Origin of the sequence: Achromobacter denitrificans NBRC 15125, assembly GCF_001571365.1 — a bacterium.
GTDB classification, from domain to species: domain Bacteria; phylum Pseudomonadota; class Gammaproteobacteria; order Burkholderiales; family Burkholderiaceae_B; genus Achromobacter; species Achromobacter denitrificans.
This window is the reverse complement of record NZ_BCTQ01000001.1, coordinates 260,659-286,278: the sequence shown is the minus strand read 5'-3', so window position 1 is coordinate 286,278 and position 25,620 is coordinate 260,659. Positions and strand designations below refer to the sequence as shown.

At 67.2% G+C, this 25,620-nt stretch carries 21 protein-coding genes; 13 read left to right on the top strand and 8 right to left on the bottom strand.

The features are described from left to right. Positions 1-59 precede the first annotated feature (59 nt). The 6 genes from ADE01S_RS01275 to ADE01S_RS01250 all read left to right on the top strand — a co-directional run bounded on the left by ADE01S_RS01275 (position 60) and on the right by ADE01S_RS01250 (position 5,994). On the top strand, positions 60-722 hold the full coding sequence (locus ADE01S_RS01275) for a GntR family transcriptional regulator (RefSeq protein ID WP_062679644.1): 663 nt from the start codon (positions 60-62) through the stop codon (positions 720-722). A 110-nt stretch (positions 723-832) separates the two neighbouring features. After that, positions 833-1,102, top strand: coding sequence for a XapX domain-containing protein (locus ADE01S_RS01270; RefSeq protein ID WP_062679643.1), 270 nt, complete (start codon positions 833-835; stop codon positions 1,100-1,102). Between the two features lie 114 nt (positions 1,103-1,216). Continuing rightward, positions 1,217-1,909, top strand: coding sequence for a hydrolase (locus ADE01S_RS01265; protein WP_062679642.1), 693 nt, complete (start codon positions 1,217-1,219; stop codon positions 1,907-1,909). Between the two features lie 76 nt (positions 1,910-1,985). Then, the gene (locus tag ADE01S_RS01260; protein WP_062679641.1) at positions 1,986-3,602 is read left to right on the top strand and encodes an MFS transporter; all 1,617 of its coding nucleotides are present in this window, start codon (positions 1,986-1,988) and stop codon (positions 3,600-3,602) included. Positions 3,603-3,698: 96 nt separating this feature from the next. Continuing rightward, positions 3,699-5,570, top strand: a complete 1,872-nt coding sequence (locus ADE01S_RS01255; protein WP_062679640.1) for an amidohydrolase — start codon at positions 3,699-3,701, stop codon at positions 5,568-5,570. A 10-nt stretch (positions 5,571-5,580) separates the two neighbouring features. Beyond that, the gene (locus tag ADE01S_RS01250; RefSeq protein WP_062679639.1) at positions 5,581-5,994 is read left to right on the top strand and encodes a DoxX family protein; all 414 of its coding nucleotides are present in this window, start codon (positions 5,581-5,583) and stop codon (positions 5,992-5,994) included. 35 nt (positions 5,995-6,029) lie between these two features. Here ADE01S_RS01250 and ADE01S_RS01245 read toward each other — a convergent pair whose 3' ends face one another. Next, positions 6,030-6,929 carry a LysR family transcriptional regulator gene (locus ADE01S_RS01245; RefSeq protein WP_062679638.1) on the bottom strand — a complete coding sequence of 300 codons (900 nt, stop codon included), beginning with the start codon at positions 6,927-6,929 and terminating at the stop codon, positions 6,030-6,032. Between the two features lie 167 nt (positions 6,930-7,096). Here ADE01S_RS01245 and ADE01S_RS01240 point away from each other — a divergent pair, with 167 nt between their 5' ends. Continuing rightward, on the top strand, positions 7,097-7,993 hold the full coding sequence (locus ADE01S_RS01240; RefSeq protein ID WP_062679637.1) for a helix-turn-helix domain-containing protein: 897 nt from the start codon (positions 7,097-7,099) through the stop codon (positions 7,991-7,993). Here the strand turns inward: ADE01S_RS01240 and ADE01S_RS01235 are convergent. Continuing rightward, a complete protein-coding gene (locus ADE01S_RS01235; RefSeq protein ID WP_075873284.1) occupies positions 7,938-8,879 on the bottom strand; it encodes a LysR substrate-binding domain-containing protein in 942 nt (313 codons plus the stop codon). The genes ADE01S_RS01240 and ADE01S_RS01235 overlap by 56 nt on opposite strands. A 181-nt stretch (positions 8,880-9,060) precedes the next feature. Here ADE01S_RS01235 and ADE01S_RS01230 point away from each other — a divergent pair, with 181 nt between their 5' ends. Genes ADE01S_RS01230 through ADE01S_RS01210 form a run of 5 tightly spaced genes read left to right on the top strand, consistent with a single transcriptional unit; the run spans position 9,061 to position 14,078 of the window. After that, a complete protein-coding gene (locus ADE01S_RS01230; RefSeq protein WP_062679636.1) occupies positions 9,061-10,086 on the top strand; it encodes an ABC transporter substrate-binding protein in 1,026 nt (341 codons plus the stop codon). 16 nt (positions 10,087-10,102) lie between these two features. Next, the gene (locus ADE01S_RS01225) at positions 10,103-11,203 is read left to right on the top strand and encodes an ABC transporter ATP-binding protein (RefSeq protein ID WP_062679635.1); all 1,101 of its coding nucleotides are present in this window, start codon (positions 10,103-10,105) and stop codon (positions 11,201-11,203) included. After that, positions 11,193-12,074 carry an ABC transporter permease gene (locus ADE01S_RS01220; RefSeq protein ID WP_062679634.1) on the top strand — a complete coding sequence of 294 codons (882 nt, stop codon included), beginning with the start codon at positions 11,193-11,195 and terminating at the stop codon, positions 12,072-12,074. Before ADE01S_RS01225 ends, ADE01S_RS01220 begins: the two co-directional genes overlap by 11 nt. Positions 12,075-12,078: 4 nt before the next feature. Then, the gene (locus ADE01S_RS01215; protein ID WP_062679633.1) at positions 12,079-12,867 is read left to right on the top strand and encodes an ABC transporter permease; all 789 of its coding nucleotides are present in this window, start codon (positions 12,079-12,081) and stop codon (positions 12,865-12,867) included. A 47-nt stretch (positions 12,868-12,914) separates the two neighbouring features. Then, complete coding sequence (locus tag ADE01S_RS01210; protein ID WP_062679632.1) at positions 12,915-14,078, top strand: M24 family metallopeptidase; 1,164 nt, start codon at positions 12,915-12,917, stop codon at positions 14,076-14,078. Between the two features lie 34 nt (positions 14,079-14,112). On the opposite strand, the gene ADE01S_RS01205 is transcribed toward ADE01S_RS01210, so the two are convergent. From ADE01S_RS01205 to ADE01S_RS01180, 6 genes are read right to left on the bottom strand one after another with little or no spacing between them, the layout of a single operon-like run. Further along, complete coding sequence (locus ADE01S_RS01205) at positions 14,113-14,442, bottom strand: YkgJ family cysteine cluster protein (protein WP_062679631.1); 330 nt, start codon at positions 14,440-14,442, stop codon at positions 14,113-14,115. Between the two features lie 58 nt (positions 14,443-14,500). Then, a complete protein-coding gene (locus ADE01S_RS01200) occupies positions 14,501-15,502 on the bottom strand; it encodes a hypothetical protein (RefSeq protein WP_062679630.1) in 1,002 nt (333 codons plus the stop codon). An 11-nt stretch (positions 15,503-15,513) separates the two neighbouring features. Beyond that, positions 15,514-16,077 carry a hypothetical protein gene (locus ADE01S_RS01195; protein WP_062679629.1) on the bottom strand — a complete coding sequence of 188 codons (564 nt, stop codon included), beginning with the start codon at positions 16,075-16,077 and terminating at the stop codon, positions 15,514-15,516. Positions 16,078-16,115: 38 nt separating this feature from the next. Further along, a complete protein-coding gene (locus tag ADE01S_RS01190; protein WP_062679628.1) occupies positions 16,116-17,858 on the bottom strand; it encodes a hypothetical protein in 1,743 nt (580 codons plus the stop codon). Between the two features lie 29 nt (positions 17,859-17,887). Beyond that, entirely contained in the window at positions 17,888-18,217 is a 330-nt protein-coding gene (locus ADE01S_RS01185; RefSeq protein ID WP_131828725.1) for an SHOCT domain-containing protein, read from the bottom strand. Further along, complete coding sequence (locus ADE01S_RS01180; RefSeq protein ID WP_062679626.1) at positions 18,214-19,131, bottom strand: helix-turn-helix transcriptional regulator; 918 nt, start codon at positions 19,129-19,131, stop codon at positions 18,214-18,216. The genes ADE01S_RS01185 and ADE01S_RS01180 overlap by 4 nt, the downstream gene beginning before the upstream one ends. Before the next feature lie 389 nt (positions 19,132-19,520). On the opposite strand from ADE01S_RS01180, the gene proA reads away from it, so the two are divergent. After that, positions 19,521-25,499 carry an anti-phage protein ProA gene (gene proA / locus ADE01S_RS01175; RefSeq protein WP_062679625.1) on the top strand — a complete coding sequence of 1,993 codons (5,979 nt, stop codon included), beginning with the start codon at positions 19,521-19,523 and terminating at the stop codon, positions 25,497-25,499. Positions 25,500-25,620 lie beyond the last annotated feature (121 nt).

The window sequence follows — 25,620 nt, the reverse complement described above, 5'->3', positions numbered from 1 at the left end:
AAATATATTTATAGAACAAGGGATAATTTACAGCAACACAATTTTTATACGTGGAAACCATGAAAGTCAGTGAACGCATCCGCCTGGCCGTCGAGGACGACATCCGCGCCGGCGTCTTGAAACCCGGCGACCCGATAGACGAGCAGGAGCTCGCCGCGCGCTTCGGCGTATCGCGCACCCCGGTGCGCGAAGCGCTCATCCAGCTGAAAGTGCAGGGCATGCTGGAAAGCCAGCCCCGCAACGGCATGGAGGTGGCGCGGATGGACGTGCAGGAGCTGCTGGCGATCTGGGAGCTGATGGCCGAGATGGAGGGGGTGTGCACGCGGATGGCCTGTCAGCGCATGTCCGACGAGGAGCGCCAGGAACTGGCCCGCATCCATCGCGACGCGGCGGGGCTGGTGGACGCCGACGACGCGGAAGGGTGGCGCGAGGCCAACCATGCGTTCCACGAAGTGCTCTACCACGGATGTCGCAACCCCTACCTCAGGCAGGAGCTCCTGAGCCTGCGCGCGCGCACGGGCGCCTACCTGCGGCACGCCTTCAGCGCGGTGGGGCGGGTGCGCGCCTCTTACGAGCAGCACGGCGAACTGCTGGAAGCGATCCTGGCCCACGATCCCGAGCGCGCCCACCAGATGATGATGCGCCACATCAGCCTGGCCCAGGGGGCCAAGGGCCTGGCCGACTTCCTGATCAACCTGCCGCGCTCCATGGTCAAGACCTGAGCGGGCGGCGGCGAGACGCAAATACAAATTCCGCGATACGGCCGTTCTAGCGCCGTGCCGCGAACTGCGGGAAAGTACCGACCCATGCAACTCATGGTTCGGAGCCCGCTATGTACCTGATATCCCTCGGCGCCGGCGTGCTCGTCGGCGTGATCTACGGGCTCATCAATGTCCGGTCGCCCGCGCCGCCGGCGATCGCCCTCGTCGGCCTGCTCGGCATGCTGATCGGCGAGCAGCTCGTCCCCATCGCAAAGCGCGTCATTCACCGGGAACCGGTATCCGTGTCCTGGTTCAGCAGTGAATGCGCCCCGAAAATCACCGGACTGCCTCCGCGCGCGGAGGACAAGGACGGCGGCGCCGGCAAGCCGCCCGCCGCCTGACGCGCCGCGCCCGCGAACGGCCGCAGGGCCGCAGGGCCGCCGCCGCGGGCATTCCCCCCCAAACGAGATCCACGGCGAACCCTCGCCCCAACCCGCTCGATCAAGGAGCCTTCCATGTCCAACCCGAAACTCGAACTGCTGACTCCGGGCAATTGCCAGATCATCTTCATCGACCATCAGCCGCAGATGGCTTTCGGCGTGCAGTCCATAGACCGGCAGGTCCTGAAGAACAACACCGTCGCCCTGGCCAAGGCCGCCAAGGTCTTCGGCATCCCCGCGATCATCACCACGGTCGAGACCGAGAGCTTCTCCGGCCATACGTATCCCGAACTGCTCGACGTGTTCCCCGGCCAGAAGCTGCTGGAGCGCACCTCGATGAACTCCTGGGACGACCAGAAGGTGCGCGACGCGATGAAGGCCGCCGGGCGCAAGAAGGTCGTCGTCGCCGGCCTGTGGACGGAGGTCTGCAACAACAGCTTCGCGCTCGAAGCCATGGACCAGGGCGGCTATGAAATCTACATGGTGGCCGACGCGTCGGGCGGCACCTCCAAGGAAGCGCACGACTACGCCATGCAGCGCATGGTGCAGGCCGGCGTCGTGCCGGTCACCTGGCAGCAGGTGATGCTGGAATGGCAGCGCGACTGGGCGCGCCGCGATTCCTACGACGCGGTCATGGATATCGTCAGGGAACACTCCGGCGCCTATGGCATGGGCGTGGACTATGCCTATACGATGGTGCACAAGGCGGCGGAACGCACGGCGTCGAAGCACGAAGTCCTGGCGCCGGTCGCCGCCGGCAGGTCCTGATCCCTGAACCCGGCCGCGGCATGCGCGGCGCGGCCCCGGCGCCGCGCGCGCCGCGGCATGCCAAAGCGAGCAAAACATGAACCAGGCAGCCACCGCCCGCCCGCAGGACGAGAAAGGCCCGTCCCCGTTCGCCTCCCGCAGTTTCACGGTGCTCTGGGTCGCGACCGTGCTCTCGAACATCGGCACCTGGATGCACGACGTCGGCGCGGGTTGGCTGATGACGTCGATGTCTCCGTCCCCGATGATGGTCGCGATGGTGCAGACGGCCACCTCCCTGCCGGTATTCCTGCTGTCGCTGCCCGCCGGCGCCCTGGCCGACATCGTCGACAGGCGCCGGCTGCTGCTGGGGGTGCAGGTGGGCCTGTGCGTCGTCGCGGCCGCCCTGGCCTGGCTGGTCTGGGCCGGCCTCGCGACGCCCGTCGCGCTGCTGCTGTTCACCCTGGCGATGGGGACCGGCACGGCGCTGATCGCGCCCGCCTGGCAGGCCATCGTGCCCAGCCTGGTGCCGCGTGAATCGCTGCAGCAGGCGATCGCCATCAACAGTGTCGGCGTGAACATCAGCCGGGCCATCGGGCCCGCGCTGGCCGGCTTCCTGATTACCGCGGTGGGCCTGGCCCTGCCGTTCGCCGTCAATGCCCTGAGTTTCCTCGTCGTGGCGGCGGCGCTGCTGTGGTGGAAACCGCCCGCGGACCGCAACCGCACCCTGCCGCCGGAGCAGCTCTGGGGCGCGATGGCGGCCGGCTTGCGCTATGCGCGCAACAGCAGCGCCCTCAAGGCCACGCTGGTGCGCGCCGTGGCGTTTTTCGTGTTCGCGAGCGCCTACTGGGCGCTGCTGCCGCTGGTCGTGCGCACGGTCTTGCAGGGCGGCGCGGAGCTGTACGGCATCATGCTGGGCAGCGTCGGCCTGGGGGCGGTGATGGGCGCGTTCCTGCTGCCCCGGATCAGGAAGGCCTGTGGCGCGGACCGCGTGGTCATGCTGGGAACCTGCGGTATCGCGATCACGCTGGCCGTGGTGGCGCTGCTGCGGGTGCCGGCCGCGGCCATCGCGGCCAGCCTGCTGGCCGGCGCCTCCTGGATCGCCGTGCTGTCCTCGCTGAACGTGTCCGCGCAGACGGCGCTGCCGGACTGGGTGCGGGCGCGCGGCCTGTCCATTTTCGTCACCGTGTTCTTCGGCTCGATGAGCGCGGGCAGCCTGCTGTGGGGGCAGGCCGCAAGCCTGTTCGGCATTCCCCAGGCCATGCTGGCGGCCGCGGTCGGCGCGCTGCTGGCCATCCCCCTGACCTGGCGCTGGAAACTCCAACTGGGCGCCCAGCTGGATCTCGCTCCGTCGATGCACTGGCCTGCGCCGGTCCTGAGCGCGGACGTGAGCCATGACCGCGGGCCGGTCATGATTACCGTGGAATACCACGTCGACGCCGCGTCGCGCGACGCCTTCCTAGCGGCCATGGACAAGGTCGGCGAACAGCGGCGGCGCGACGGCGCCTATGCCTGGGGAATCTTCGAGCACACCGGGGAACCCGCGCATTACATCGAGTATTTCCTGGTGGCGTCCTGGGTGGAGCATCTGCGGCAGCACGACCGCGTGACCATGTCGGACCAGGACCAGCAGGCCTCGGTGCGGCGCTACCACCAGGGCGAACAGCCCCCGATCGTCCGGCACTACCTGGCGCCGGACCGGCCGGGCAAGGGATGAATCGTGCCGTCATTCGATCGCAATCGCAGGACCACCGTTAAAACGCTGGTCGCGCTGGGCCTCGCGCCCGCCGCGGCCCTGGGAAGGAGCGCAAGCATGAAGACTGAACCCGATCTGATCCTCCACGGAGGCAAATTCACCACGCTGGATCCGTCGCGCCCGCAGGCCGATGCCGTGGCCGTCAAGGACGGCCGCTACGCCGCGGTGGGAACCGCGGCCGAGATCCTGCCGCAGGCGGGCGCGGGCACCCGGGTCATCGACCTGGGCGGGCGCCGCGTCATTCCGGGGCTGATCGACAGCCATACCCACGTGATCCGCGGCGGCCTGAACTACAACATGGAACTGCGCTGGGACGGCGTGCCCAGCCTGGCCGACGCCATGGCCATGCTGAAGCGCCAGGCGCAGAACACGCCGCCGCCGCAGTGGGTGCGGGTCGTGGGCGGCTTCACCCGGCACCAGTTCGCCGAGAAGCGCCTGCCCACCCTCGATGAGATCAACGCGGCGGCGCCCGACACGCCGGTGTTCATCCTGCACCTGTACGACCGCGCGCTGCTGAACCGCGCCGCGCTGCGCGCCGTGGGCTATACCCGCGACACGCCGAACCCGCCGGGCGGAGAGATCCAGCGCGACGCCAATGGCGATCCGACCGGCCTGCTGATCGCGCAGCCCAACGCGACCATCCTGTACGCCACCCTGGCCAAGGGGCCGAAGCTGGATCCGGACATCCAGCTCAATTCCACCCGCCATTTCATGCGGGAGCTGAACCGGCTGGGCGTGACCAGCGTGATCGATGCCGGCGGCGGCTTCCAGAACTATCCCGAGGATTACCAGATCATCGAGAAGCTGCATGCGGACGGCCAGCTCACGCTGCGGCTGGCCTACAACCTGTTCACGCAGAAGCCCAAGGACGAACTCGCGGACTTCCAGAGCTGGGGCCGCCAGGTGCGGCCCGGGCAGGGCGACGACCTGTACCGCCACAACGGCGCGGGCGAAATGCTGGTCTATTCCGCCGCCGACTTCGAGGACTTCCGCCAGCCCCGGCCCGAGATGCCGCCCAACATGGAGGCCGACCTGGAGCCGGTGATCCGCCAGCTGGTCTCGCAGCGCTGGCCCTGGCGGCTGCATGCCACCTACGACGAAACCATCTCGCGCGCGCTGGACGTATTCGAGAAGGTCAACGCCGACCAGCCTTTCGAGGGCCTGCACTGGTTCTTCGACCACGCCGAGACGGTCAGCCCGCGCAACATCGACCGCATCGCGGCGCTGGGCGGCGGCATCGCCGTGCAGCATCGCATGATGTACCAGGCGGAGGATTTCGTGGAGCGCTACGGCGCGCCGGCAGCCGAGCAGTCGCCGCCGATTTCCCGGATGCTCGCGGCCGGCGTGCCGGTGGGCGCCGGCACCGATGCCACGCGGGTGGCCTCGTACAACCCCTGGGTGTCGCTCAGCTGGCTGGTCACCGGCCGCAGTCTGGGCGGCCTGCGCATGTACCCGGCCGCGCAGCGGCAAAGCCGCGAAACCGCATTGCGCCTGTGGACCGAAGCCAATACCTGGTTCTCCAACGAAGAAGGCAAGAAGGGCCGCATCGCCGTGGGCCAGCTGGCCGACTTGGCGGCGCTGGACCGCGACTACTTCACCGTGCCCGAGGATGAAATCATCGCCATCGAAAGCGACCTGACGCTGCTCGGCGGCAAGGTGGTGTGGGGGACGGGCAGCTTCTCCAAGGACGCGCCGGCCGTGCCTCCGCCGGCGCCGGACTGGTCGCCGGTCCGGACGTTCGGCGGCTATTTCTCGCGCAAGACGGCAAGCCAGAACGGCTACCTGGCGTCGGTCGCGGCCCGCTGCGGGTGCGCCAGCGCCTGCGGCGTGCACGGGCACGAGCACCTGGCGGCGGCGCGCCGCGACATGCCGGTGTCCGACGCGGCCTCCTTCTGGGGCGCGCTGGGCTGCGCCTGCTGGGCCGTATAGGGGCGACGCCATGACGATGCCCGTTGCGGCCGCCTGGCCTTCGTCGCCGTTGCCGGGCCGGCTGGCCCGGCTGCTCCTGACCCTGCCGTTCTGGTGGAGCGGCGTGGCCAAGCTGCTGGACTTTCCGTCCGCGCTGGCCGAAGTCGACCATTTCGGCCTGCATCCTCCGCTGTTGTACGCGGTGCTGGTGATCGTCGTGCAACTGGGCGGCTCGATCCTGCTGGTGGCCGGCGCCTGGCCCTGGCTGGCCGCGGGCGCCCTGGCCGCCTTCACCCTGGCGGCATCGGTGATGGGCCACGCGTTCTGGAACCTGCCGGACCCGCAGGCCAGGTTTCATGACATGAACGCGTTTCTCGCGAACCTGGGCCTGATCGGCGGATTGGCGGCGGGCGCCATGACCGCGCGCGCCGCCGGCAGGCGCTAGGGCCTGTTCCCCCTGAATCGAGCCTTGCGCAGGCCCTAGGCCTCCAGGCTTTCCATCATGCGCGCGTAGCGGGCCTCCAGGAACTCGACGAAGGCGCAGAGGTTCGTCGATTGCTGGCGGTGCTGCGGATAGACGGCGCTGACCGGCAGCGGCCTGGGCGCATGGCCCTCCAGCACCGCGACCAGCTCCCCGCTGCGCAAGGCCTCGCCCACGATGAAGCGAGGCAGCAGCGCGATGCCCAGCCCGGCGATCGCGGCGTCGCGCACGATCTCCCCGTTATTGGATAGCAGCGGCCCGCGCACGTCGATCATGCGCGGCTCGCCGTCCACGGTAAAGGGCCAGCCGTTCCTCGCCTCGCGGCCGTAGAGCAGGCAGTCGTGGCGCGGCAGGTCGGCCGGCGTCTGGGGCAGGCCGTGCTGCCGCCGGTAGGAGGGGCTGCAACAGACCGCCATGCGCAGCTCGCCCAGCCGTTTCGCGATCAGCGTCGAATCGGGCATTTCGCCGATGCGCAGCGCCATGTCGAAGGATTCGCCAACGAGGTCCACGTGGCGGTCGTTCAGGATGACCTGGAGCTGCAGGGCGGGATGCCGGGTGAGAAATTCGGAGATCAGCGGGGACAGGTGACGCAGCCCGAAGGACATGGGCGTGCTGATCCTGAGCGTGCCATGCAGCTCCGTGCGGCGCCGCGCCATGGCCTGCTCCGCCCTGGCGATGTCTTCCAGGATGCGTTGGGCGTGCGCATAGAACTCCTTGCCCGATTCGGTCACGGTGAGCTTGCGCGTGTTGCGCACCAGCAGCTGCACGCCAAGCGACGCCTCCAGGCTCGCGATCCGGCGGCTGACGAACTGCTTGGAGAGCAGCAGCTTTTCGGCGGCAGCCGTGAAGCTGCCGGCGTCGACCGCGGCGGCGAAGATGCGAACGTCGTCGAATTGCATGGCGCCAGCTGGAGTCAAGGGCCGCTCATTTTACCCAGGGCAGCAGCGCCGCGGGCGCGCTTTCGTCAACCGGAAAGCGACAATGAATCGCGCGCCGCCTACTTGTCACACGGATTGGCTAGCGTACAGTTCCACAGCAGTGGAGCGCAAACCGATGGAGGGGAACCATGCCGCTTGCCCAACAGCCGCCCGCCGTTTCGGTCATTCATCCTCCCTACTGCATCGGGGCCCTGCGCACGCCTCTGCTGGCGGCGGCGAGGTTCCGGCACGTGGGCGACCACAAGGATGCGCGCGTCCAGCCGATCCCGCAGGCCCGCGCGTACTCGGTGATTTTCCAGATGCAGGATTTCGCATCGCACAAACTCTGGGTGGATCGCAAGCTCATCCATGCCGGCGGCCACTCCCGGGCCAGCATCGCCCTGACCGACCTGACCCATGCCTACGCCTGCCAGCACCTGTCGGACTACGACAACGTGAGGCTGCAGATCCGCAATGACGTGCTGGAGGAGCTGGGCGGCGAACTGTACGCCGGCAAGGTCCCCGGGCTGCGCCTGCAGCAAGGCGCCGAGGACGAGACCATGCGGCTGCTGGTCCAGGCGCTGCTGCCCAGCCTGATGCGCCGCGAGCCCGGCGACGAGGCGTTCATCGAACACCTGACGCTGGCCATGGTCGCGCATCTGTTGCGCCGCTACGGCCAGGCGGGCATGCGGGGCGCGGACGGCAGGGCGGCCGGCAAACTCAGCGGCCCCCAGCTGGCCAAGGCCGCGGAGTACGTGGAGGCGCACCTGGCGCAGAACATCGCGCTGGCCGACATCGCCCGGCATTGCGGCATGTCGAGGGCGACCTTCGCCCGGGCCTTCAAGGCCGCGATGGGCACCACGCCCTTCGCATGGATACGCGAGCGGCGGCTGGAGCATGCCATGAGCCTGCTCAGGCAGTCGGACTTGAGCCTGGCCGATATCTCGGCCGAATGCGGCTTTTCCGACCAGAGCCATTTCGCGCGCAGCTTCACCCGGAATGTCGGGGTCGCTCCGCGCGCCTGGCGGTCGGAACAGCGGAAATAGCGGTGCTTTCGGCCAGTATCCATTCGGCCAGGCGGGTGGCGGCTTCCGTGGGCGGGTCTTCCTCGCGTACGCACAGGTAGTAATCCAGCCCCGTGTCGAGGCGCTGCTCGAACGGCTGCGTCAGGCGGCCGGCGGCAAGTTCCCCTTCAATCAGCGCCAGGCGCAGCAGCCCCACCCCGAGGTCCGCCAGGACGGCGCCCAGCGTGAGCTGCGCATCCTCCAGCAGCGGACCGTTCAGCCGTTCCGGCCGCACGCCCGCCTGCGCGAACCAGGCCGCCCAGCGCGCGCGGTCGCCGTCGTGCACCAGCGGCGCCCGCGCCAGGTCCCGCGCATGCTTGAACGGCCCATGGCGACCGGCAAAGGCCGGCGTGCAGACCGGCACCACGGCGCCCGCCAGAAGGCGCGTGGCCTGGCAGCCGGGCCAGCGGCCGGCGCCAAAACGGATCGACAGGTCCGCCGAATCGCTCGGATACGTGCCGTGCATGGCGTAGACCACATTGATGCCGATGTCCGGATGCTCCCGCATGAAGCGCCCCAGCCGCGGCAACAGCCAGCCGGTGCCCAGCAGGCCCGTCACGCCCACGGTGACCTGGGTCAGGGTGGCGCGTTCCTGCGCCTGGCGCGTGGCGCTGCGCAACACGGTGAACGCCGTGTGGATCGAGCGGTAGTAATCGCGCCCTTCGTCCGTGAGACAAAGTGAACGGCCCTTGCGCATCGTGAGCGGCGTCTGGATATAGCTTTCCAGCAGATGCAGCTGATGGCTGACGGCAGACGGCGTGATGTTCAGCTCGGCGGCGGCGTCGGCGATGGAGCCGTGCTGGGCGAACGCTTCGAATGCGCGTATCGCCCGCAGGGGCGGCTCGGGAGTGTCGCGTTCGGAGATCATGGGTATTCACTCAAAAAATTCATGTGTTGAATTTCAATCAGTTGTTTTCGGATTCGCTGCCCTATAGTCCTCATGAAAACAAGCCGTGCTTATATTGTTTGGTTCAAAGCATATATGAATTTTTTAGATATGAATTGACCCGATGGGCATCCAACTCGATTCATGATTCAAGGGGAACACAATGAAGGCGAAGGTATTGGGCGGCATGATCCTGGCTTGCGCGGCCGCCGGCGCGCAGGCCGATGGCGGCAGCATCACCCTGGCGTCCTGGGGCGGCTCGTTCCAGAAGGCGCAGCGGGAAGCCTGGTTCACGCCCGCCGAAAAAGCGCTGGGCGTGACCATCAGGGAAGACACCACGTCCGGCCTGGCCGACGTGCGCACCCAGGTCGCGTCCGGCAAGCCCGCGTGGGACATCGTGCAGCAGGGCAACCAATCCTGCCCCTTGATGGAGAAGGAAGGCCTGCTGGAGAAGCTGGACCCGGCCATCGTCGACACGACCGGCATTCCCGACAACATGAAGTCGGACTATTGGGTCGCCGACGTGGTGTACGGCGTCGTGATCAGTTGGAACAAGGAGGCCCTAAAGGGAGCGCCGCCCCAGAATTGGAAGGACTTCTGGAACACGCGCGAATTCCCGGGCATGCGCTCCCTGAGGCGTTCCCCGCTCTACAACATCGAGGCCGCGCTGCTGGCCGACGGCGTGGCGCCTTCGGACATCTATCCGCCCGACGTCGATCGCGCCTTCCGCAAGCTGGCCGAACTCAAACCCAGCGTGGGCGCATGGTGGGGGTCCGGCGCCGAATCCGTGCAGCTGATGCAGCACGGGGAAGTCGACATGTCCGGGATCTGGAACGGACGCATCCAGGACCTGATCACCGAAGACCCGAGGATGGGCTTCTCGTGGAACCAGCAGATCGTGCTGTACGACTGCCTGGCGATTCCCAAAGGGGCGAAGAACAAGGAAGCCGCGATGAAAGTGCTGGCTTATCTCGTCAAGCCCGAAACGCAGGCGCGCCTGTCCACGCTGATCAACTATGCCCCGGCCAACGAAAAGGCCTATGAAACCGGCATCATCAGCCCGGAACTGGCGGCCAGGCTGCCCAACTCGCCGGAAAACCGCGCGGGCGCCGTGGTGCTGGATACGCAATGGTGGGCGCAGAACTACGACGCCATGTCCAAGCGCTTCGATCTGATGCTGCAACGCTGAAGGCGGGGACACGGCCATGACGGATGCGAAACAGCGAGGCCTGCCCATCGCGGCGGAGGGCCTGTGCAAAGCCTATGGCGCGCAGACAGTGCTGGACCAGGTGGACCTGGAGGTGCGCAGCGGGGAGTTCCTGACCTTGCTGGGCCCTTCCGGCTCGGGCAAGACCACGCTGCTGATGGCGCTGGCCGGCTTCGTGCAGCCCGACGCCGGCGACCTGCGGTTCGGCGGCCGCAGCATGGTGTCCGAGCCCGCGCATCGGCGCGACATCGGCATGGTGTTCCAGAGCTACGCGCTCTTTCCGCACATGACCGTGGGCGAGAACATCGGCTATCCCTTGCGGCTCAGGAAATGCGCCAAGGCCGAGATCCGCGAGCGGGTCGCCGGCGCGCTGGAACTGGTGCGCCTGCCGGACGTGGCCGACCGGCGCGTCAGCCAGCTTTCCGGCGGGCAGCGCCAGCGGGTGGCGCTGGCGCGAGCGATCGTCTTCGAGCCCGCGATCCTGCTCATGGACGAGCCGCTCTCGGCGCTGGACAAGCAATTGCGCGAGCAGATGCAGCGCGAGATCCGCCAGCTGCACGACCGCCTGGGCGTCACGACCGTGTACGTCACGCATGATCAGCGCGAAGCGCTGACCATGTCGGACCGCGTCGCGGTGATGAACCGCGGCCGCATCGAGCAGATAGCCGGCGCGCGCAGCATCTACCAGCGGCCCGCCACGCGCTTCGTGGCGGATTTCATCGGCGAATCGCATTTCCTGCCGGTCAGGCGCGAGGGCGGCCGGCACCTGGTGGCCGGTCGGCCGCTGGCGCTGCCCGCGGGGCAGGATGCGCCGGCGGGCGACGAGGCATGGCTGATGTTGCGTCCGGAAAACCTGATGTTGGCGGACGCCGCGCCGGATCCGGCCTGCAATCTGTTGAGCGGCGTGGTGGCGGATACGGTCTTCCAGGGCGAAAGCTCCCGCCTCTTCGTGCGCCTGGACGACGGCCTGGAGGTGTCGCTGCGGCTGGGACCCACGCAGATCCGCGAGTCGGGCATCGCGACCGGCCAGAAAGTGACCCTGGCCCTGCACGTCGAAGACACCGTGCTGATCCCCAAGGAGGCCCGCGATGGCCGCTGACGCCACCTTGCCGCGCGCCCAGGCTGCCCGCGCCGCGCGGGCGCGCCATGGCCAGTGGCGCCTGCTGCTGCTGGCCGCGCCGGCGCTGCTCTTGCTGGCCGTGGTGCTGCTGGGTCCCATCCTGTGGCTGTCGGCCCTGTCCGTCATCGGCCCGGACGGACTGACCTTCGCGAATTACGAGCGCCTGTGGCACGGCGCCTTCCTCTACAGCTTCCGCACGACCTTCGAACTCGCGCTGCTGGTGACGGCGGTGTGCGCGCTGCTGGCGTATCCCCTGTGCTATCTGATGGCGCGGGTATCGGCGCGCGCGGCGGCGCTGCTGATGCTCTGCGTATTGCTGCCGTTCTGGACTTCGCTTCTGGTGCGCACCTACGCGTGGCTGATTCTCCTGCAGCGGCGCGGGGTCATCAACGGCTGGCTGGCCGACCTGGGCCTGACCGACGCGCCGCTGCGCCTGGTCCACAACTTCACCGGCACCGCCATCGGGATGATCCACATCATGCTGCCCTTCATGGTGCTGCCGCTCTATGCCAGCATGCGCGCCATCGCCGCCGACTACATGCAGGCGGCGGCCAGCCTGGGCGCCACGCCGGGGCAGGCTTTCCGCCAGGTCTACCTGCCCCTGTCCCTGCCGGGGCTGGCCGCCGGTTCGGTGCTGGTCTTCGTGTTGTCCCTGGGCTTCTACGTCACGCCGGCGGTGCTGGGCGGCGGCCGGGTGGTCATGTGGTCCATGCAGATCGAACGCAACATCTCGCTCTACGGCGACTGGGGCGCCGCCAGCGCCCTGGGCGTGGTGCTGCTGGCCGTGACCCTGCTGTTCATCTGGCTGCTGGGCCGCCTGTTCGGCCTCGAAAAACTCCTGGCGAGGTAAGGCGATGCAGAACTCGTTCCATACGCGCGCGCCCTGGTGGCTGACGCCCCTCTGCGCGCTCATCGTGCTGTTCCTGGTGGCGCCCACGCTGGTGGTGATCCCCATGAGCTTCTCGGACTCGCGCTTCCTCACCTTCCCGCCCGCTTCCTGGTCGCTGCGCTGGTACCTGGAGTACTTCCAGAGCCTGGAGTGGCGCGAGGCCACCTGGGTGTCGCTGCGGGCGGCGGTGGGCACCACGGCGCTGGCCACGCCCCTCGGCCTGGCGGCCGCCTACGCCGCGGCCCGCGTGACGGCGGGCCATGCGCGCTGGCTGCGGCTGGTGTTCCTGCTGCCGCTGGCCCTGCCGGTCATCCTGTGCGGGGTAGGGGTATTCCTGCTGTATGCGCGCCTGGGGCTGAACAACACCTTGCTCGGGCTGGTCCTGGCGCATACCTGCCTAGCCCTGCCGCTGGTGTTCATTACCGTCAGCGCCGCCTTGGCCAGCTTCGACTTCAGCCAGGAGATGGCCGCGCGCAGCCTGGGGGCGCATCCGCTGCGGGCGTTCCGCGACGTGACGCTGCCGCAGATCCGCTTCTCGGTGATGGCCGCGGCCATCCTGGCCTTCATCACCTCGCTGGACGAAGTGGTGGTGGCGCTATTCATCGCCGGCGGCCCGAGCGCCACGCTCACCAAGCGCATGTTCAATTCCCTGCGCGATGAAGTGGACCCGGCCATCGCGGCGATCTCCACCCTGCTCATTCTCGTGTCGGTGGCGCTGCCGCTGGCCGCGCGGGCCCTGCAGCGGCGCCGTTGACGTCGAACCGTCTTCTTCCACAACGACTTACCTCCGGAGACCTCACAATGGCGCTACATTTTCCGCGCGAGACGTTTTTCGACCGCATACGGGAAGCGCGCAAGCGCATGCAGGCGGAAAACCTGGATGCCTTGCTGCTGTTCGCCCAGGAAAGCCATTACTACCTGACCGGGTTCGACACGGCGGGCTACGTGTTCTTCCAATGCACGATCCTGACCGCCGACGACCGGCCGCCCATCCTGCTGACCCGCCGCCCCGACCTGGTGCAGGCCCAGCGCACCTCCATCGTCGAAGACATCCGCATCTGGTACGACAACGAGGGCGCGGATCCCAGCATCGACCTGAAGGCCATCCTGGAGGAACTGGGGCTGGCCGGCAGGCGGGTCGGCATGGAAACCGACAACTTCGGCCTGGTCGGCAAGAACCATGCGCGCGTGCAGGCCCGCCTGGCCGACTGGTGCAAGCTGGTCGACGCCTCGCATCTGGTGCGCGCCTTGCGGGTGGTGAAATCGGAAGCGGAACTGCGCTACGTGCGCGAAGCCGCGAGCCTGGCCGACGATTCCCTGCTGGCCATGCTGGAGACGGCGCGGCCGGGCGCGTTCGAAGGCGATATCGCGGCGGCCGGGGCGGCGGTGCAGTTCCGGGGTGGCGGCGATCCGCCTCCGGGCGGCCCGGTGCTCGGATCCGGCGATCGCGCCTTGCTGGTGCGCACCGCCACGGGCTATCGGCACCTGGACGACGAAGACCAACTGACGCTGGAGTTCGCCGCCAGCTACCGGCACTATTGCGCCTGCCTGATGCGCACGGTTGCCATCGGAAAGCACGATCCGCGGCAGGAGCGCATGTTCGACATCACGCTGGAGGCGCTGACCGCGATGACGGCCGCCGCGCTGGCGGGCAACCCGTTGGGCGATATCGACCAGGCCCACCGCCGCGTGTTCGACCGGCACGGCTACGGCCATGCGCGCATGGCGGCTTGCGGCTATTCGCTGGGAGCGACCTTCCGACCCAGCTGGATGGACGTGCCGCCCCTGTTGTTCGCCGAGAACGGCACGCTGGCCGAGCCCGGCATGGTGCTGTTCCTGCACGCCATCCTGATCGATACGCCCAACAACCTCGCCATGTCGCTGGGCCACACCCTGGTGGTGTCGGAGAGCGGCGCGCCCGAGGTCCTGAGCAAGCTCAAGCCAACCTACCGCGTGTGCCGCTAGCGATGCGGGGAAGGGTTCAGTCCGTCTTCCAGCCTTACTTGCGGAAGACGGCCTTGCCCTCGGGCTGGCCGCCCGGGCCGGGCAGGGCGGCCAGCGCCGCGCAGGCCTGGAGGTTCAATGCCACGAATTCGCTCCAGCTGTACAGGCGGACGTAGCGCGTCGCGTACATCCGGTCGACCCGGCAAATGTCGGGTCGGTCCGCGTAGATGGCGCAGGTCCTGGTGTCGGACGCGTAGTGGCGGCAGGTGCCGTCGCCGCGGTCCAGAAACTGCGTTTCCCTGGAAAGATGCACGTTCTGGCAGCACAGGCCGCATTGGTGGCAGGGGAAGGCGGAATCGGCGGTCGGCGAGCAGGAGCTGGACATGGGGAAGGGCGGAGCCCCGGCCTGGCGAGGCGCGGGGCTATCCGGATTCTGAATCGGCCTACTGGCCGGAAGCGGCCTGGCCGATATCCTGCACGCGCGCCTTGGTCGTCTCGACCAGCTGCCCGTCCTGTTGGAGGATGGGCGTGTCGATCATGGCCTTGATCAGCTGTGCGAACTTGACCGAGCGGAACACGGTCTGACGCGCATCGGAAGAGTACGCCTGGTAGTCTTCCCCATGGGTGTCGATCGTGCTTCTCAGATCGCTCACCGAGCGGCGCAGTTGCGAGCTGACCTTGGAGAACGTGCTGTTGGCCAGGGTCGTGACTTCCTGGATCGCCTTCAGCTTCTTGGTCGTCAGGGCGGCGTCGTCGCGGATGGTCTTGGCCTTTTCCAGATTGCTGCGCGCATCATTCAGCGCGGCCTCCGCCTTGTTGCCCACGATATGTCCGAAGATCGCCAGCGCCGGCCCGGCGACCAGGCCGCCCAGCACCGCGGTGCCCAAGGCGACTCCGCCTCCGCCCGCCGAGATGGCGCCGCCGCCCAGCCAGGCCAGCGTGGCATTGGTGGCCGCGGCGCCGCTCAGCGTGGAGATGGCGGTGCCCGTGCTGGCCGTGCCCAGCAGCATGGTGCCGTTGTAGGCGCCGAAAGCCACCGCTGCGCCGCCGCCCAGGCCTGCCCCGACGCCCAGCCCGGCGTCCTTCAGCAGCTGGTAGTCCTTTTGGAGGTCTTCCAGCGACAAGGTCGAGAAGTCGCCCTGCTGCAGTTTGTCGAGTTCGGCCGTTTCGATGATATCGACGTTCTTCAGGCGCCCGAAGGTGTCGATGAAGTCGGCGATGACGCCATTGAAGGCGCGCAGCTTGCGCGAGCCGTAGTCCTCCAGCACGCCGTTGGTCGCCTCTCGCTGAGTGGCGACCAGGCTGCGCGCCTGGTCGACCATGGCTTTGGCATCGTTATTGATGCCGCTGGCATCGTTTTGGTCGATCGCGCCGTTGACGCCCTTGTATACGCCGTACAAGGCTGAACCGGCCGCGACTACACCCAGAATGATGGGAACCGCCATGATTGTCTTCCTTATTCGAGAACGATGGAGAGGGTCTTGTTGATTTCCTGCTGCGTGATCTCGGCGCGCTTCAGCAAATCCTCGAAGATGTAGTCTTCCACCTGGTAGTGGTGCTTGAAATCGTTGAGCAGACGCCATTCGACGTTGGATATCCGGCCGCCCGCGAGGGCCAGCAGCATCAGTTCGAAGAGCATGAGCTTGGGGACGGCGGGCATCTCCGACTTCTTGCCCTTGAGGATTTCCCGCAGGACGCCCGAAGCCACCGTGAGCCGGGTTTCCGGTTCTTCGATCTTGTGCAGGGGAAAGGTCCGCAGCCGCTCCACGATGCGGTCTTCGATCTGCTGGCCCGAGCCGAAGAATCGGTGGGTATCCAGACGGCACTCGGCCTTCGCTTCCTCCAGCAGCGTTTCATCGCTGCTGGATTTCTTGATGGAAATCTTGGAGATATTGGTTTGCGGCGTGATTTCGTCTTTCAGCTTGCCATCCCAGAGCAAGGGCTTGTCGGCGAGAATCAGCAGTTCCGCGACTTCAATGAAATCTTTTCTGTCGTGATCGGAAAGAAGTTTCAGCAGCATTTTTTGTTTCTGATGTGGGTGAGTGACGGGGGCGAGGCTTAGAGCTTCAGGGGCTGATCGGATGCCATGAAGTCGTCGAACTCCGCCATCGAACGCAATTGAAGTTGCTTGCCCAGCAGGCTCGCATATTCATCGATGGCGGCTGAAAACGCATTGATGTCCGCGGGATTCGGCGTGTCGACCACGGCAAGCAGCCGCAGGGCTTGCTGGCGCAGTTGCGGCATCTCCTGGCGCAGGAAGGCGTCCACGGATTCCTGTTGCTCGGCGATGCTGGCGCGGGCCGCGGCCTGGATTGCGCGCACGCGTTCCAGGTTTTCGCGGGAGGTTTCCGCCGCCGTCGCCGCATCCAGGGCGCTTTGGTAGAAGAGGGTGGAGAGCGAGTAGCCGATCATGCCGCCGATGGCCGCGCCAACGAAGGGAATCGGGATGGCGAGCTGGCCCAGCGCGGCCATCATGCCGCTCGATAGCATGCCGGCGCCTTTTTCGCCCACTTCCGTCAACAATTCCGCTTCGCTGATTTCGCCCGTAACGTACCGCTTCACGGACTGGCCCAGCGACAGGCAGACGTTCAGCGCCAGCGTCGGGGCGCTGGTGTTGGCGAGCGTGCGCAAGGCCTGGTTTCCGGACTGTTGCATGCCGCCCTTGATCGCCGCGCCGGCCAGCGCCGTGGCGTAGCCCATCGCGCCGGCCTTGGCGGTGTCGGTTGCCATGTCGACCAGCGCTTCCTTGGCGGTCTTCTCGTCCTGGGCCAGCGCCAGCGAGTTTTTCAGCAGCGTGATGCAGCCGCCGATGATGGCCCCGAACTTCGCGCCCTCCATGCCCGCGCGGTGGCTGGTGCGCGCGATTTCCATTGCGGTGGCGAGTTTCGGATTTTCGCGGCAGAAGACGGCATATTCGGACGTCATGCCGCTGTCCTTGACGTTGTCGGCCAACTGGTCGTAGTTGGCGGCTTCGCGCCGGAGTTTTGCCGCATCTTCCGGTCTGCCGGCTTGCTCAGCCCTCTGGGCGTCGGCGCGGCGGGCGGCCGCCTGGTCCTGGCAGAATTCCCTCGCGCCCATCGCTTGCCGATCGAGTTTCGCGGCCTCTTGCTGATGCTTCGCGGCCGCCTTCTCGTATTCCCGCGCAACGCCGGGGTCGCCCCTTTGACTTGCCGACTTGGCCAGCTCGCTGGCCTGTTGCGCCTGTTTGCGCAATGCCTGGCTTTGCTGCCGCAGCGCCTGGGGTCCTTCGAATTGCTCCGACGGCAACTCAAGCTTCACGCCGCGATATCGCTTGAATTCTCCCTCGTCGCGGGCGATGCTCTCGAACAGCTTTTCGCGGCTGCCGACGAACTTCATTTGCGCCTGCGAGCCTTCGATGATCTGTCCGTTGCGCAATTCGACGAGGTCGACGACGGTGTGGTTCCTGCCGTATTCGGGCAGGTCGTCGCTGCGAGAAACGCGGATATCGGACCGCTGGATATGGGCCTCGGCGTTGCGGCGGCTGGTCGCGCTGACTTCGGCGGAATAGCCGGCCTGCTGCTTGATATTCTTGGCGCCTTCCAGCGGATCGGGATGGACCCTGTGTTTGGCGATATCGGCAAGCCCCTTGGCGAACTCCTTGCCGGTTTCGTTATCCACGCCGCGATAGCCGATGATGAATTCGGCGTTCGCGCTGCCGAACCGGTTCACGGTCTCGTCGGCCGACAACGCGATGCCGGCACGCGCGATCTCTTGCTCGGCGCGCGTCTTGCGATCTTCGCGGGCGTCGGGCGCGGTAGCGTTCTGGTCATTGATGGTCATTGATGTTCCTTGGGGAATTCAAGATCGGGCTACGAGGGAATCGCCTGCAGGACATGGCGCTTGAGCCGCTCGAACTCGCTTCGCGTCAAAGCGCCGGATTGGTGCAGGGCAAATAGTGAATTGAGCTCGGCGATGCACGGGCGGCATACCGCTGGCGGTGTGCCGGATTGCGCGGGCGGCGCATCGTCCGCGCGCGCGCTGCGGTCCTGGCGTGGCGAAGCGAGGGTCTCGGATCCGTCGCCTCGCTTGCCGGGCCGGACGCGGGCGATCCCTCGGGCTATCGCCTGAACGCCCGCCGCAATGCCATAGAGCACGGAAAAAACGAGAAACAGGAATATCAGGAATGCAATCAATTTCATTCCTGCTCCCATGAGGCAATGGCGTCCTGCAGGCTTTCGAGCAAGGCATGGCGCAGGGCCGCCGGCTGCAAAATGCGCACGTGCGGCAGCCAGTAACGCACCAGGGGCAGCAATTGCTGGGGATGGCTGATCTGGGTCGTGACCAATAATGAGCCGTCCGGACCCGTTCGATTCAACTGCTGCGGCAATAGCGGGCGGCGGGTGAAATAATGCGCGGCTTCCGGAGAAACGCGAAGCAGGACTTCCGTGGTGTCCGGCGTAAACCAGACGTCGTCCTTGTTATTGATGTAATCGTGGTGCGCGGGGTCCGGGGTAAACCGGCTTCCTGCATCCACGTGCAGCGCGCCAATACGGCTGACGCTGAAATTCTTGAGCCGGCCATCCTCGGTGGCAGCCAGATACCAGATGCCGTTCTTATGGATAAGCCGGTAGGGCTGGACCCGCCGGGGTTTGTCCTTGTATTCAAAACGGCACTCGTGCTGCGCCTGAATGGCCTGCTGCAACTGGGAAAATGCCGTGTTCCGGCCCCGCAGGTCTTCCTGCGCGGCGGGCTGCACATGCACGGCGCGTTTCGCCGCCGGTGTTTGCAGCTGTTCAAGCAGGAAGCGCAGGCTGGGATCGGGAAACAGATATTGCGTGCCGGCCAATTGGGCGTAGTCGTTCAGGTTGCGCGCCGGCACGGTGCTGCGGGCGGCATGGGTGAGTTGCCACCGTCCGTCGCCGTTGCGTTCCGCAATATGTAACAGCCGTTCGCCCAAGTCGCGCTCGATCGTGCGCACGTCGACCTGGAAGTCGAGGGCGAGCTGATGCTTATCTATCGCGTCGCCCTGATGCAGCAGCGCGAGTATGTGAGAGAGGCGTTGCGCCAGTTTTTCCCCTTTGGCACTGGCGCGGCGCGTATTTTCAACAGGCATTTTCTTTCGGCGGTGGGTTATCGACGAGGGGAGTTTAGGGAACGCCTGCGACACGTTGTGTCGCAACACCCTGTCGCATTATTGTTTTTTTGTGTAATAAAAATATATTGAAAGCAGGAAATGTAAGCGAAATCGGGAAAAAATGTTTTTGCCATTCCCGGCTCGCCGCGATCCGAGAATGGCCGGCAGAGGGCTGCGATTTAATCCGGGCGCGGCCGGTCCATCCGATTCAATATGGCCCGGGTCCGGGAGGGCCTGTCCGAAATCGCAATATGTCCGATCAGCGGAAATGCGATCCGGCGTCTTAGAATTCGCAATCAGAGACGGGGCGGGCGCTCCGGCGGAGCCTGCGCGTGCGGGCCGGCGATGAATCGAACCGAGAGAAATGGATGGACAAGCGACTAGACCTGGAATTGCCGGCGATCCAGGAGGGGGCGGCACATGCCGCGGGGCCTGATACGCCCATTGCCATCGACATCGAGGCCGACCCGACGCTGGGCTATGCGTCGCTGGAGAACTCGGTGCCCGTCGTCCGCTCGCTGCGCCTGACCAACCGGTCGTCGCAGACGTTCGAGGCGGTGGAGCTGCGGGTGAGCTGCAATCCGGCGTTCGCGCAGGGCGTCACCCTGCGGTTCGACCGCCTGCTGCCAGGCGAGACGCGCCGCAACGCGCCGCTGGACCTGACGCCCGACCATGCCTATGTTGCGGACCTGCAGGAGGCGGTGCGCGCCAGCATCAATGTGGTGGTGCAGTCCGGCGATCGCGAGCTGGCCCGCGCGGCGCAGCCGGTGACGGTGCTGGCCTACGATCAATGGGCGGGCACGCGCGCCCTGCCCGAATTGCTGGCCGCCTTCTCGATGCCGAACAATCCGGCCGTGGACGTGCTGATCGGCAAGGCCGCCAGGCTGTTGCGCGGCGAGCACGACGATCTGCAGATGAACGGCTACCAGTCCAGGAGCCGCGACGTGGTCTGGAAACAGGTGTCCGCCGTCTACAGCACCCTGGCCGCCGAGAGCCTGCATTACGCCGAGCCGCCCGCGTCCTTCGGGGTGGACGGACAGAAGATCCGCACGCCGGACCGGATCCTGGAGGCCCGCGTGGCCACCTGCCTGGACTTGGCGATGCTGTTCTCCTCCTGCCTGGAACAGGCGGGGTTGCGTCCGGTGATCCTGATGAAGGACGGGCACGCCTGGGTGGGCGTGTGGCTGCACCAGGCCTGCTTCGCCGATCCATTGACCGACGATGTGCAGGCGGTGCGCAAGCGCGTGGACAGTGGCGAGCTGCTGGTGTTCGAAACCACGGGCATCGCGCAGCATCCGAACCATCGGCCGTCGCTGCGCCTGGCCATGGAGCAGGGCGCGGCGCATCTGCGCGAGGCGGACAGCTTCCGCTACGCCATCGACGTGCATCGCGCGCGCGAACTCCAGATCAAGCCGCTGCCGTCGCGCGCGGCGCCGGTGGCGCCGGGGGAGGCCGACGAGGCCAAGCTCCCCGCTGCGATCGAGCCTACGCCGGAACTGCCGCCCTTGGATCCGGAGTTCGTCATCAGCCTGGAGCCCGCCGACGACACGCCGGAAGGTCGCCTGGCCAAATGGAAGTCGCGGCTGCTCGACCTGACGCTGCGCAACCGCCTGCTGAATTTCAAGAACACCAAATCGACCTTGCCGCTGGCGGCGCCCGACCTCGGCCGCCTGGAGGATGCCATTGCCGATGGCAGCGAATTCCGCATCCGGCCCTTGCCGGCGCTGATGGAGGGCGGCGACCCGCGCATGGCGGAGGTGCACGAGAGCCGGGGCGGCCGCGCGCCGCTGGACGACATGGCGCTGGACGCGCTGTCCAACAAGGAACTGATCGCCCGCGTTCCGCAAGACGCGCTGGACGCCAACCTGCTGGCCATTTTCGGCGCGGCGCGCACCGGTCTCGAAGAGGGCGGGGCCAACACGCTGTACCTGGCCATGGGCATGTTGCGCTGGACGGAGAGCCCCGGCGCCGAGAGCGCCCACCTGGCCCCGCTGATCCTCGTGCCCGTGTCGCTGCAGCGGCAGTCGGTCCGCAGCGGCTTCCGGCTGGTCCGCCACGACGACGAGACCATCATCAATCCCACGTTGCTGCAGATGCTGCGCAACAACTACGAGTTGCGCATTCCCGGCCTGGATGCGGCGCTGCCCTCCGACGACAAGGGCGTGGACGTGGCGCGCGTGCTGCAGGCCTTCCGCCTGGCCGTGCGCGAGATCGCGGGCTGGGAAGTGCTGGAACAGGTCCACCTGGGCATCTTCTCCTTCACCAAGTACCTGATGTGGAAGGACTTGCAGGACCGCAGCGCGCAGCTCAAGGAGAACCGGGTCGTCCGTCATCTGATCGAGCATCCGGGCCAGGCCTTCGCGAAAGAAGGCGGCGAGGAGCGCTACGATCGCCTGGACGAGAGCCACAGGCCCGAAGACCTGCTGACCCCGCTGCTATCCGATTCGTCCCAGTTGAAGGCCATCTGCGCCGTCGATGCGGGCCGCGATCTGGTGCTGGAGGGGCCGCCGGGCACCGGCAAGAGCCAGACCATCACCAACCTGATCGCCCACTTGCTGGCGCGCGGCAAGACCGTGTTGTTCGTATCCGAGAAGATGGCCGCGCTGGAGGTGGTGCATCGTCGCCTGGCCAGCATCGGACTGGGGCCGTTCTGCCTGGAGCTGCATTCCTCCAAGGCCCGCAAGTCGGAGGTATTGCTGCAACTGGGCAAGGCCCTGGACCACGGCGGCCAGCGCGGCAGCGACGACTGGGCCCGCGAGGCCGAGCGCCTGGGCGCGCTGCGCCAGGAATTGAACGGGCTGGTAGACGCGCTGCACGCCGAGCACCCCAACGGCCTGACGGTCTTCGACGCCATCGGCACCTGCATCCAGCACGCTGGGCGGGAACCCTCGCCGATGTCCTGGCCGGACGCGCAGGCCCACGGCCGCAAGGAACTGTCGCAGCTGCGCGAAACCGCCAGGCGCATCGCCACGCTCTCCGGGGAACTGGGCGAGCTGGTCGGCCACCCCTTGGCTCACGTCGGCATGACCGATTGGAGCCCGAGCTGGCAGGATGCCCTGCTGGCGGCGGCGCAGGCGCTGGACCAGGCGGTCTCCGGATTTCAGGCGCGGGCCGTCGCGGCGGGCGAGGGGCTGGGCTTGCCGGCCGCCGGCCTGAGCCTCGATGCCTACGGCAGGCTGGACCGCTTGATCGATGCGCTGCTGGCGGCGCCGCGCGTGCCGGCGGGCCTGGCCGCGCAAGCGCATGACCCCGCCGCGCGCTTTCAGGTGCAGGCCATGGTTCGCCATGGCCTGGAGCGCAACGCGCAATGGGAGCGGGTGGGAACGCAGTGGAATGCGGAACTGGCGCAGTTGGACGCCAATGCGCTCAAGGCGGAATGGCTGGCGGCGGGCGCGGCATGGTGGCCCAAGTCCGCCTTGGCCAAGCGCGGCATGCGCAAGCGGCTGGCGGCTTATCGCGGCGATGGCCGGCGGCCGGACGACGCCGCCATCGCCGCCGTGCTGGAACCGTTGGCCCGGGTCAACGCGGAAGACCATGAACTGTCCGCCTTGAAAGCCGACGCGCAGCGGTTGCTGCAAGAGGGCTATGCGGGCCTGTCCACGGACTGGGAGGCCGCGCGGGGCCATGAGCAATGGGCGCAGCGTTATGCGGACGCCGTCGCCCTGGCCGCGGGAGACCCCGCTCGCGCCGCCGAGCTGCGCAGCCGCTTGCAGGCGTTGGTGGGCGAGAACAGGAGCTTCCTGCAACCCGAGGCGGCGCTGGGCAAGAGCCTGCTGGATTACCGGGACGCGTGGCGCGAACTGCGGGACAGGCTGGCCGAGGTCGATGCCCTGGCCAAGCCCACCCAGGCGCTGGCGGGCGCCGCGGAGGCCGGCGGCGCGCTGGAGCGTATCCGGGGCGTCCTCGCCGATTGGCGCCATCACAGGCAGTTGCTGATGCCCTGGTGCATCTGGCGCCAGGCCCGCGAGCAGGCCGTGCAATCGCAGCTGCAGGGGCTGGTGGCCACGCTGGAGCAGGGCGGCATTCCGTTGGAGCAGGTAGAGGCGCACTTCGAGTACAGCTACCGCAATTGGTGGGTGAAGAAGATCATCGACCAGTCTCCCGTGCTGCGGTCCTTCTCCAGTGCCGACCACGAGCGCAAGATCCGCGAGTTCAGGCTGGCGGACGACCGCTACCAGCAATTGACTTCGGCCTACATCGCGGCCACCCTGGCCGGCAAGGTGCCCGCGGGCAACGGCGTCCTGGTCAGCCCCGACAGCGAACTGGGCCTGCTGCGCCGCGAGCTGCAGAAAAAGGCCCGCCACGTGCCCGTGCGCCAGCTGATGCAGCGTCTGCCGACGCTGCTGCCGAAGCTCAAGCCCTGCCTGTTGATGTCGCCGCTGTCGGTGGCCCAGTACCTGGATGCCGGCCATTCGCAGTTCGACGTGGTGGTCTTCGACGAGGCATCGCAGATTCCGGTCTGGGACTCCGTGGGCGCCATCGCCCGCGGCCAGCAACTGGTGGTCGTGGGCGACACCAAGCAGCTGCCGCCCACCAGCTTCTTCAGCAAATCCACCAGCGAGGAGGATGGCGCCGACGACGACGGCCAGGTCGCGGATCTGGAGAGCATCCTCGACGAATGCCTGGGCGCCGACATGAACCGCCTGCGGCTGCAATGGCACTACCGCAGCAAGCACGAAAGCCTGATCACCTTCAGCAACGTCACCTACTACGATTCGCAGTTGATCACCTTCCCGTCGCCGGTCACCGACGACGTGGCCGTGCGGCTGGAAAGGGTTGCCGGCGTCTACGACCGCGGCGGCAGCCGCACGAACCGCGCCGAGGCGCAAGCCATCGTGCAGGGCATCGAACAGCACTACCTGGATCCCGCCCGCCGCCGCAAGACGCTGGGCGTGGTGACCTTCAACCAGCCCCAGCAGTCGCTGATCGAGACCTTGCTGGATGCCCGCCGCCGCGCCAACGCCGCGCTCGACAAGGCGATCTCGGCCCAGTCGCGCGAGCCGCTATTCATCAAGAACCTGGAGAACGTGCAGGGCGACGAGCGCGACATCATCTACTTCTCGATCACGTACGGTCCCGATGCCGGGGGCAAGATGACCATGAACTTCGGCCCCTTGAACGGGGAAGGCGGGCATCGCCGCCTGAACGTCGCGATCTCGCGAGCCAGGGAAGGCGTGGTGATCTACAGCACCTTGCTGCCGCAGCAGATCGACCTGTCGCGGGTGCGCGCCGCCGGCGTGCGGGACCTGAAGCACTATCTGGAATTCGCGCTCAAGGGGCCGCGCGCCCTGGTGCAGCAATCGCTGCCCACCGGGCGGGAGCCGGACAGCCCGTTCGAGGCGGAGGTCATCAAGGTCCTGCGCGAACGCGGTTGGACCGTGCATCCGCAAGTCGGGTGCTCGGGCTATCGCATCGACATGGGCGTGGTGGATCCGCGGGCTCCGGGCTGCTACCTGCTCGGCATCGAATGCGACGGCCGGGCCTATCACTCCGGCGCCACCGCGCGCGATCGGGACCGGTTGCGGCAAGTGGTGCTGGAAGGCCTGGGCTGGAGGCTGCACCGGGTGTGGTCCACGGATTGGTGGATCAATCCCGAGCGGGAAGTGGAAAAGCTGCTGGCGCGCTTGAATGCCGAGCTGGAGCGCGGGCCCGGCGATGAGCCCGAGGTTGTGCCCGAAGTCGCGGCCGACGCCGAGCCGGAGGCCGTCGACGAGGGGGATGCGCCGGTCGAATTCGTGATCATCACCGAAGAGGGCGCGGCGGCGGAAAGCGCCGCGACGGTTCCAGGAGCGGAAGGGCGGGAGACCTATCGACTGGCCGAACTGGAGGGCGGCGATGCCGAGGCATTCCACCTGCGCGCCAGCAACGATAGCCTGGCCGCGCAGTTGCGCCTGGCCATCGACATCGAGGGGCCGATAGCGGAGGCGGTCCTGCACCGTAAAGTGGCGCGAGCCTGGGGCCTGGAGCGCACCGGCGCCAGAATCGTGGAAAGGCTGCGGAGTTTGACGCCGGCGCAGGCCGCGCATGCGGATGAGAGCGGAGCCACGTTCTATTGGCCCGACGGCGCCGATCCCGGTGAATGGAAAGGCTTTCGGGGCGCGGGCGAGGACGAGGCCACGCGCCGCAGGATAGACGAGGTTTGCCTGGAAGAACTGGGCAACGGCGTGCTGCATGTGCTGGCCATGACCGGCAACACGCCGAAGGCCGACGTCATCAAGTCCGTCTGCCGGTTGCTGGGCATATCGCGGACCCTGGCGGACGCCGAGGCGCGGGTCGGCATGGCGGTGTCCAGCCTCGCGGCGCGGGGCGCGATTCGGGAAGAAGCGGGAATGCTGCGGGCGGGATGAAACCCGTTCGCCAAGAAATGCAGGATTTTGCGGGTATCGTGTCAGTCTGTAATCGCCGGCCGCTAGGCGGCGGGGGGCTCAGGCGCGTTCCCGCGCGTTCGGGGCCGCAGCGGGACGCGGG

Coding starts and splice junctions, on each gene's coding strand:
- ADE01S_RS01275 (WP_062679644.1), top strand. CDS start 60: ATGAAAGTCAGTGAACGCATCCGCCTGGCCGTCGAGGACGACATCCGC.
- ADE01S_RS01270 (WP_062679643.1), top strand. CDS start 833: ATGTACCTGATATCCCTCGGCGCCGGCGTGCTCGTCGGCGTGATCTAC.
- ADE01S_RS01265 (WP_062679642.1), top strand. CDS start 1,217: ATGTCCAACCCGAAACTCGAACTGCTGACTCCGGGCAATTGCCAGATC.
- ADE01S_RS01260 (WP_062679641.1), top strand. CDS start 1,986: ATGAACCAGGCAGCCACCGCCCGCCCGCAGGACGAGAAAGGCCCGTCC.
- ADE01S_RS01255 (WP_062679640.1), top strand. CDS start 3,699: ATGAAGACTGAACCCGATCTGATCCTCCACGGAGGCAAATTCACCACG.
- ADE01S_RS01250 (WP_062679639.1), top strand. CDS start 5,581: ATGACGATGCCCGTTGCGGCCGCCTGGCCTTCGTCGCCGTTGCCGGGC.
- ADE01S_RS01245 (WP_062679638.1), bottom strand. CDS start 6,929: ATGCAATTCGACGACGTTCGCATCTTCGCCGCCGCGGTCGACGCCGGC.
- ADE01S_RS01240 (WP_062679637.1), top strand. CDS start 7,097: ATGCCGCTTGCCCAACAGCCGCCCGCCGTTTCGGTCATTCATCCTCCC.
- ADE01S_RS01235 (WP_075873284.1), bottom strand. CDS start 8,879: ATGATCTCCGAACGCGACACTCCCGAGCCGCCCCTGCGGGCGATACGC.
- ADE01S_RS01230 (WP_062679636.1), top strand. CDS start 9,061: ATGAAGGCGAAGGTATTGGGCGGCATGATCCTGGCTTGCGCGGCCGCC.
- ADE01S_RS01225 (WP_062679635.1), top strand. CDS start 10,103: ATGACGGATGCGAAACAGCGAGGCCTGCCCATCGCGGCGGAGGGCCTG.
- ADE01S_RS01220 (WP_062679634.1), top strand. CDS start 11,193: ATGGCCGCTGACGCCACCTTGCCGCGCGCCCAGGCTGCCCGCGCCGCG.
- ADE01S_RS01215 (WP_062679633.1), top strand. CDS start 12,079: ATGCAGAACTCGTTCCATACGCGCGCGCCCTGGTGGCTGACGCCCCTC.
- ADE01S_RS01210 (WP_062679632.1), top strand. CDS start 12,915: ATGGCGCTACATTTTCCGCGCGAGACGTTTTTCGACCGCATACGGGAA.
- ADE01S_RS01205 (WP_062679631.1), bottom strand. CDS start 14,442: ATGTCCAGCTCCTGCTCGCCGACCGCCGATTCCGCCTTCCCCTGCCAC.
- ADE01S_RS01200 (WP_062679630.1), bottom strand. CDS start 15,502: ATGGCGGTTCCCATCATTCTGGGTGTAGTCGCGGCCGGTTCAGCCTTG.
- ADE01S_RS01195 (WP_062679629.1), bottom strand. CDS start 16,077: ATGCTGCTGAAACTTCTTTCCGATCACGACAGAAAAGATTTCATTGAA.
- ADE01S_RS01190 (WP_062679628.1), bottom strand. CDS start 17,858: ATGACCATCAATGACCAGAACGCTACCGCGCCCGACGCCCGCGAAGAT.
- ADE01S_RS01185 (WP_131828725.1), bottom strand. CDS start 18,217: ATGAAATTGATTGCATTCCTGATATTCCTGTTTCTCGTTTTTTCCGTG.
- ADE01S_RS01180 (WP_062679626.1), bottom strand. CDS start 19,131: ATGCCTGTTGAAAATACGCGCCGCGCCAGTGCCAAAGGGGAAAAACTG.
- proA (WP_062679625.1), top strand. CDS start 19,521: ATGGACAAGCGACTAGACCTGGAATTGCCGGCGATCCAGGAGGGGGCG.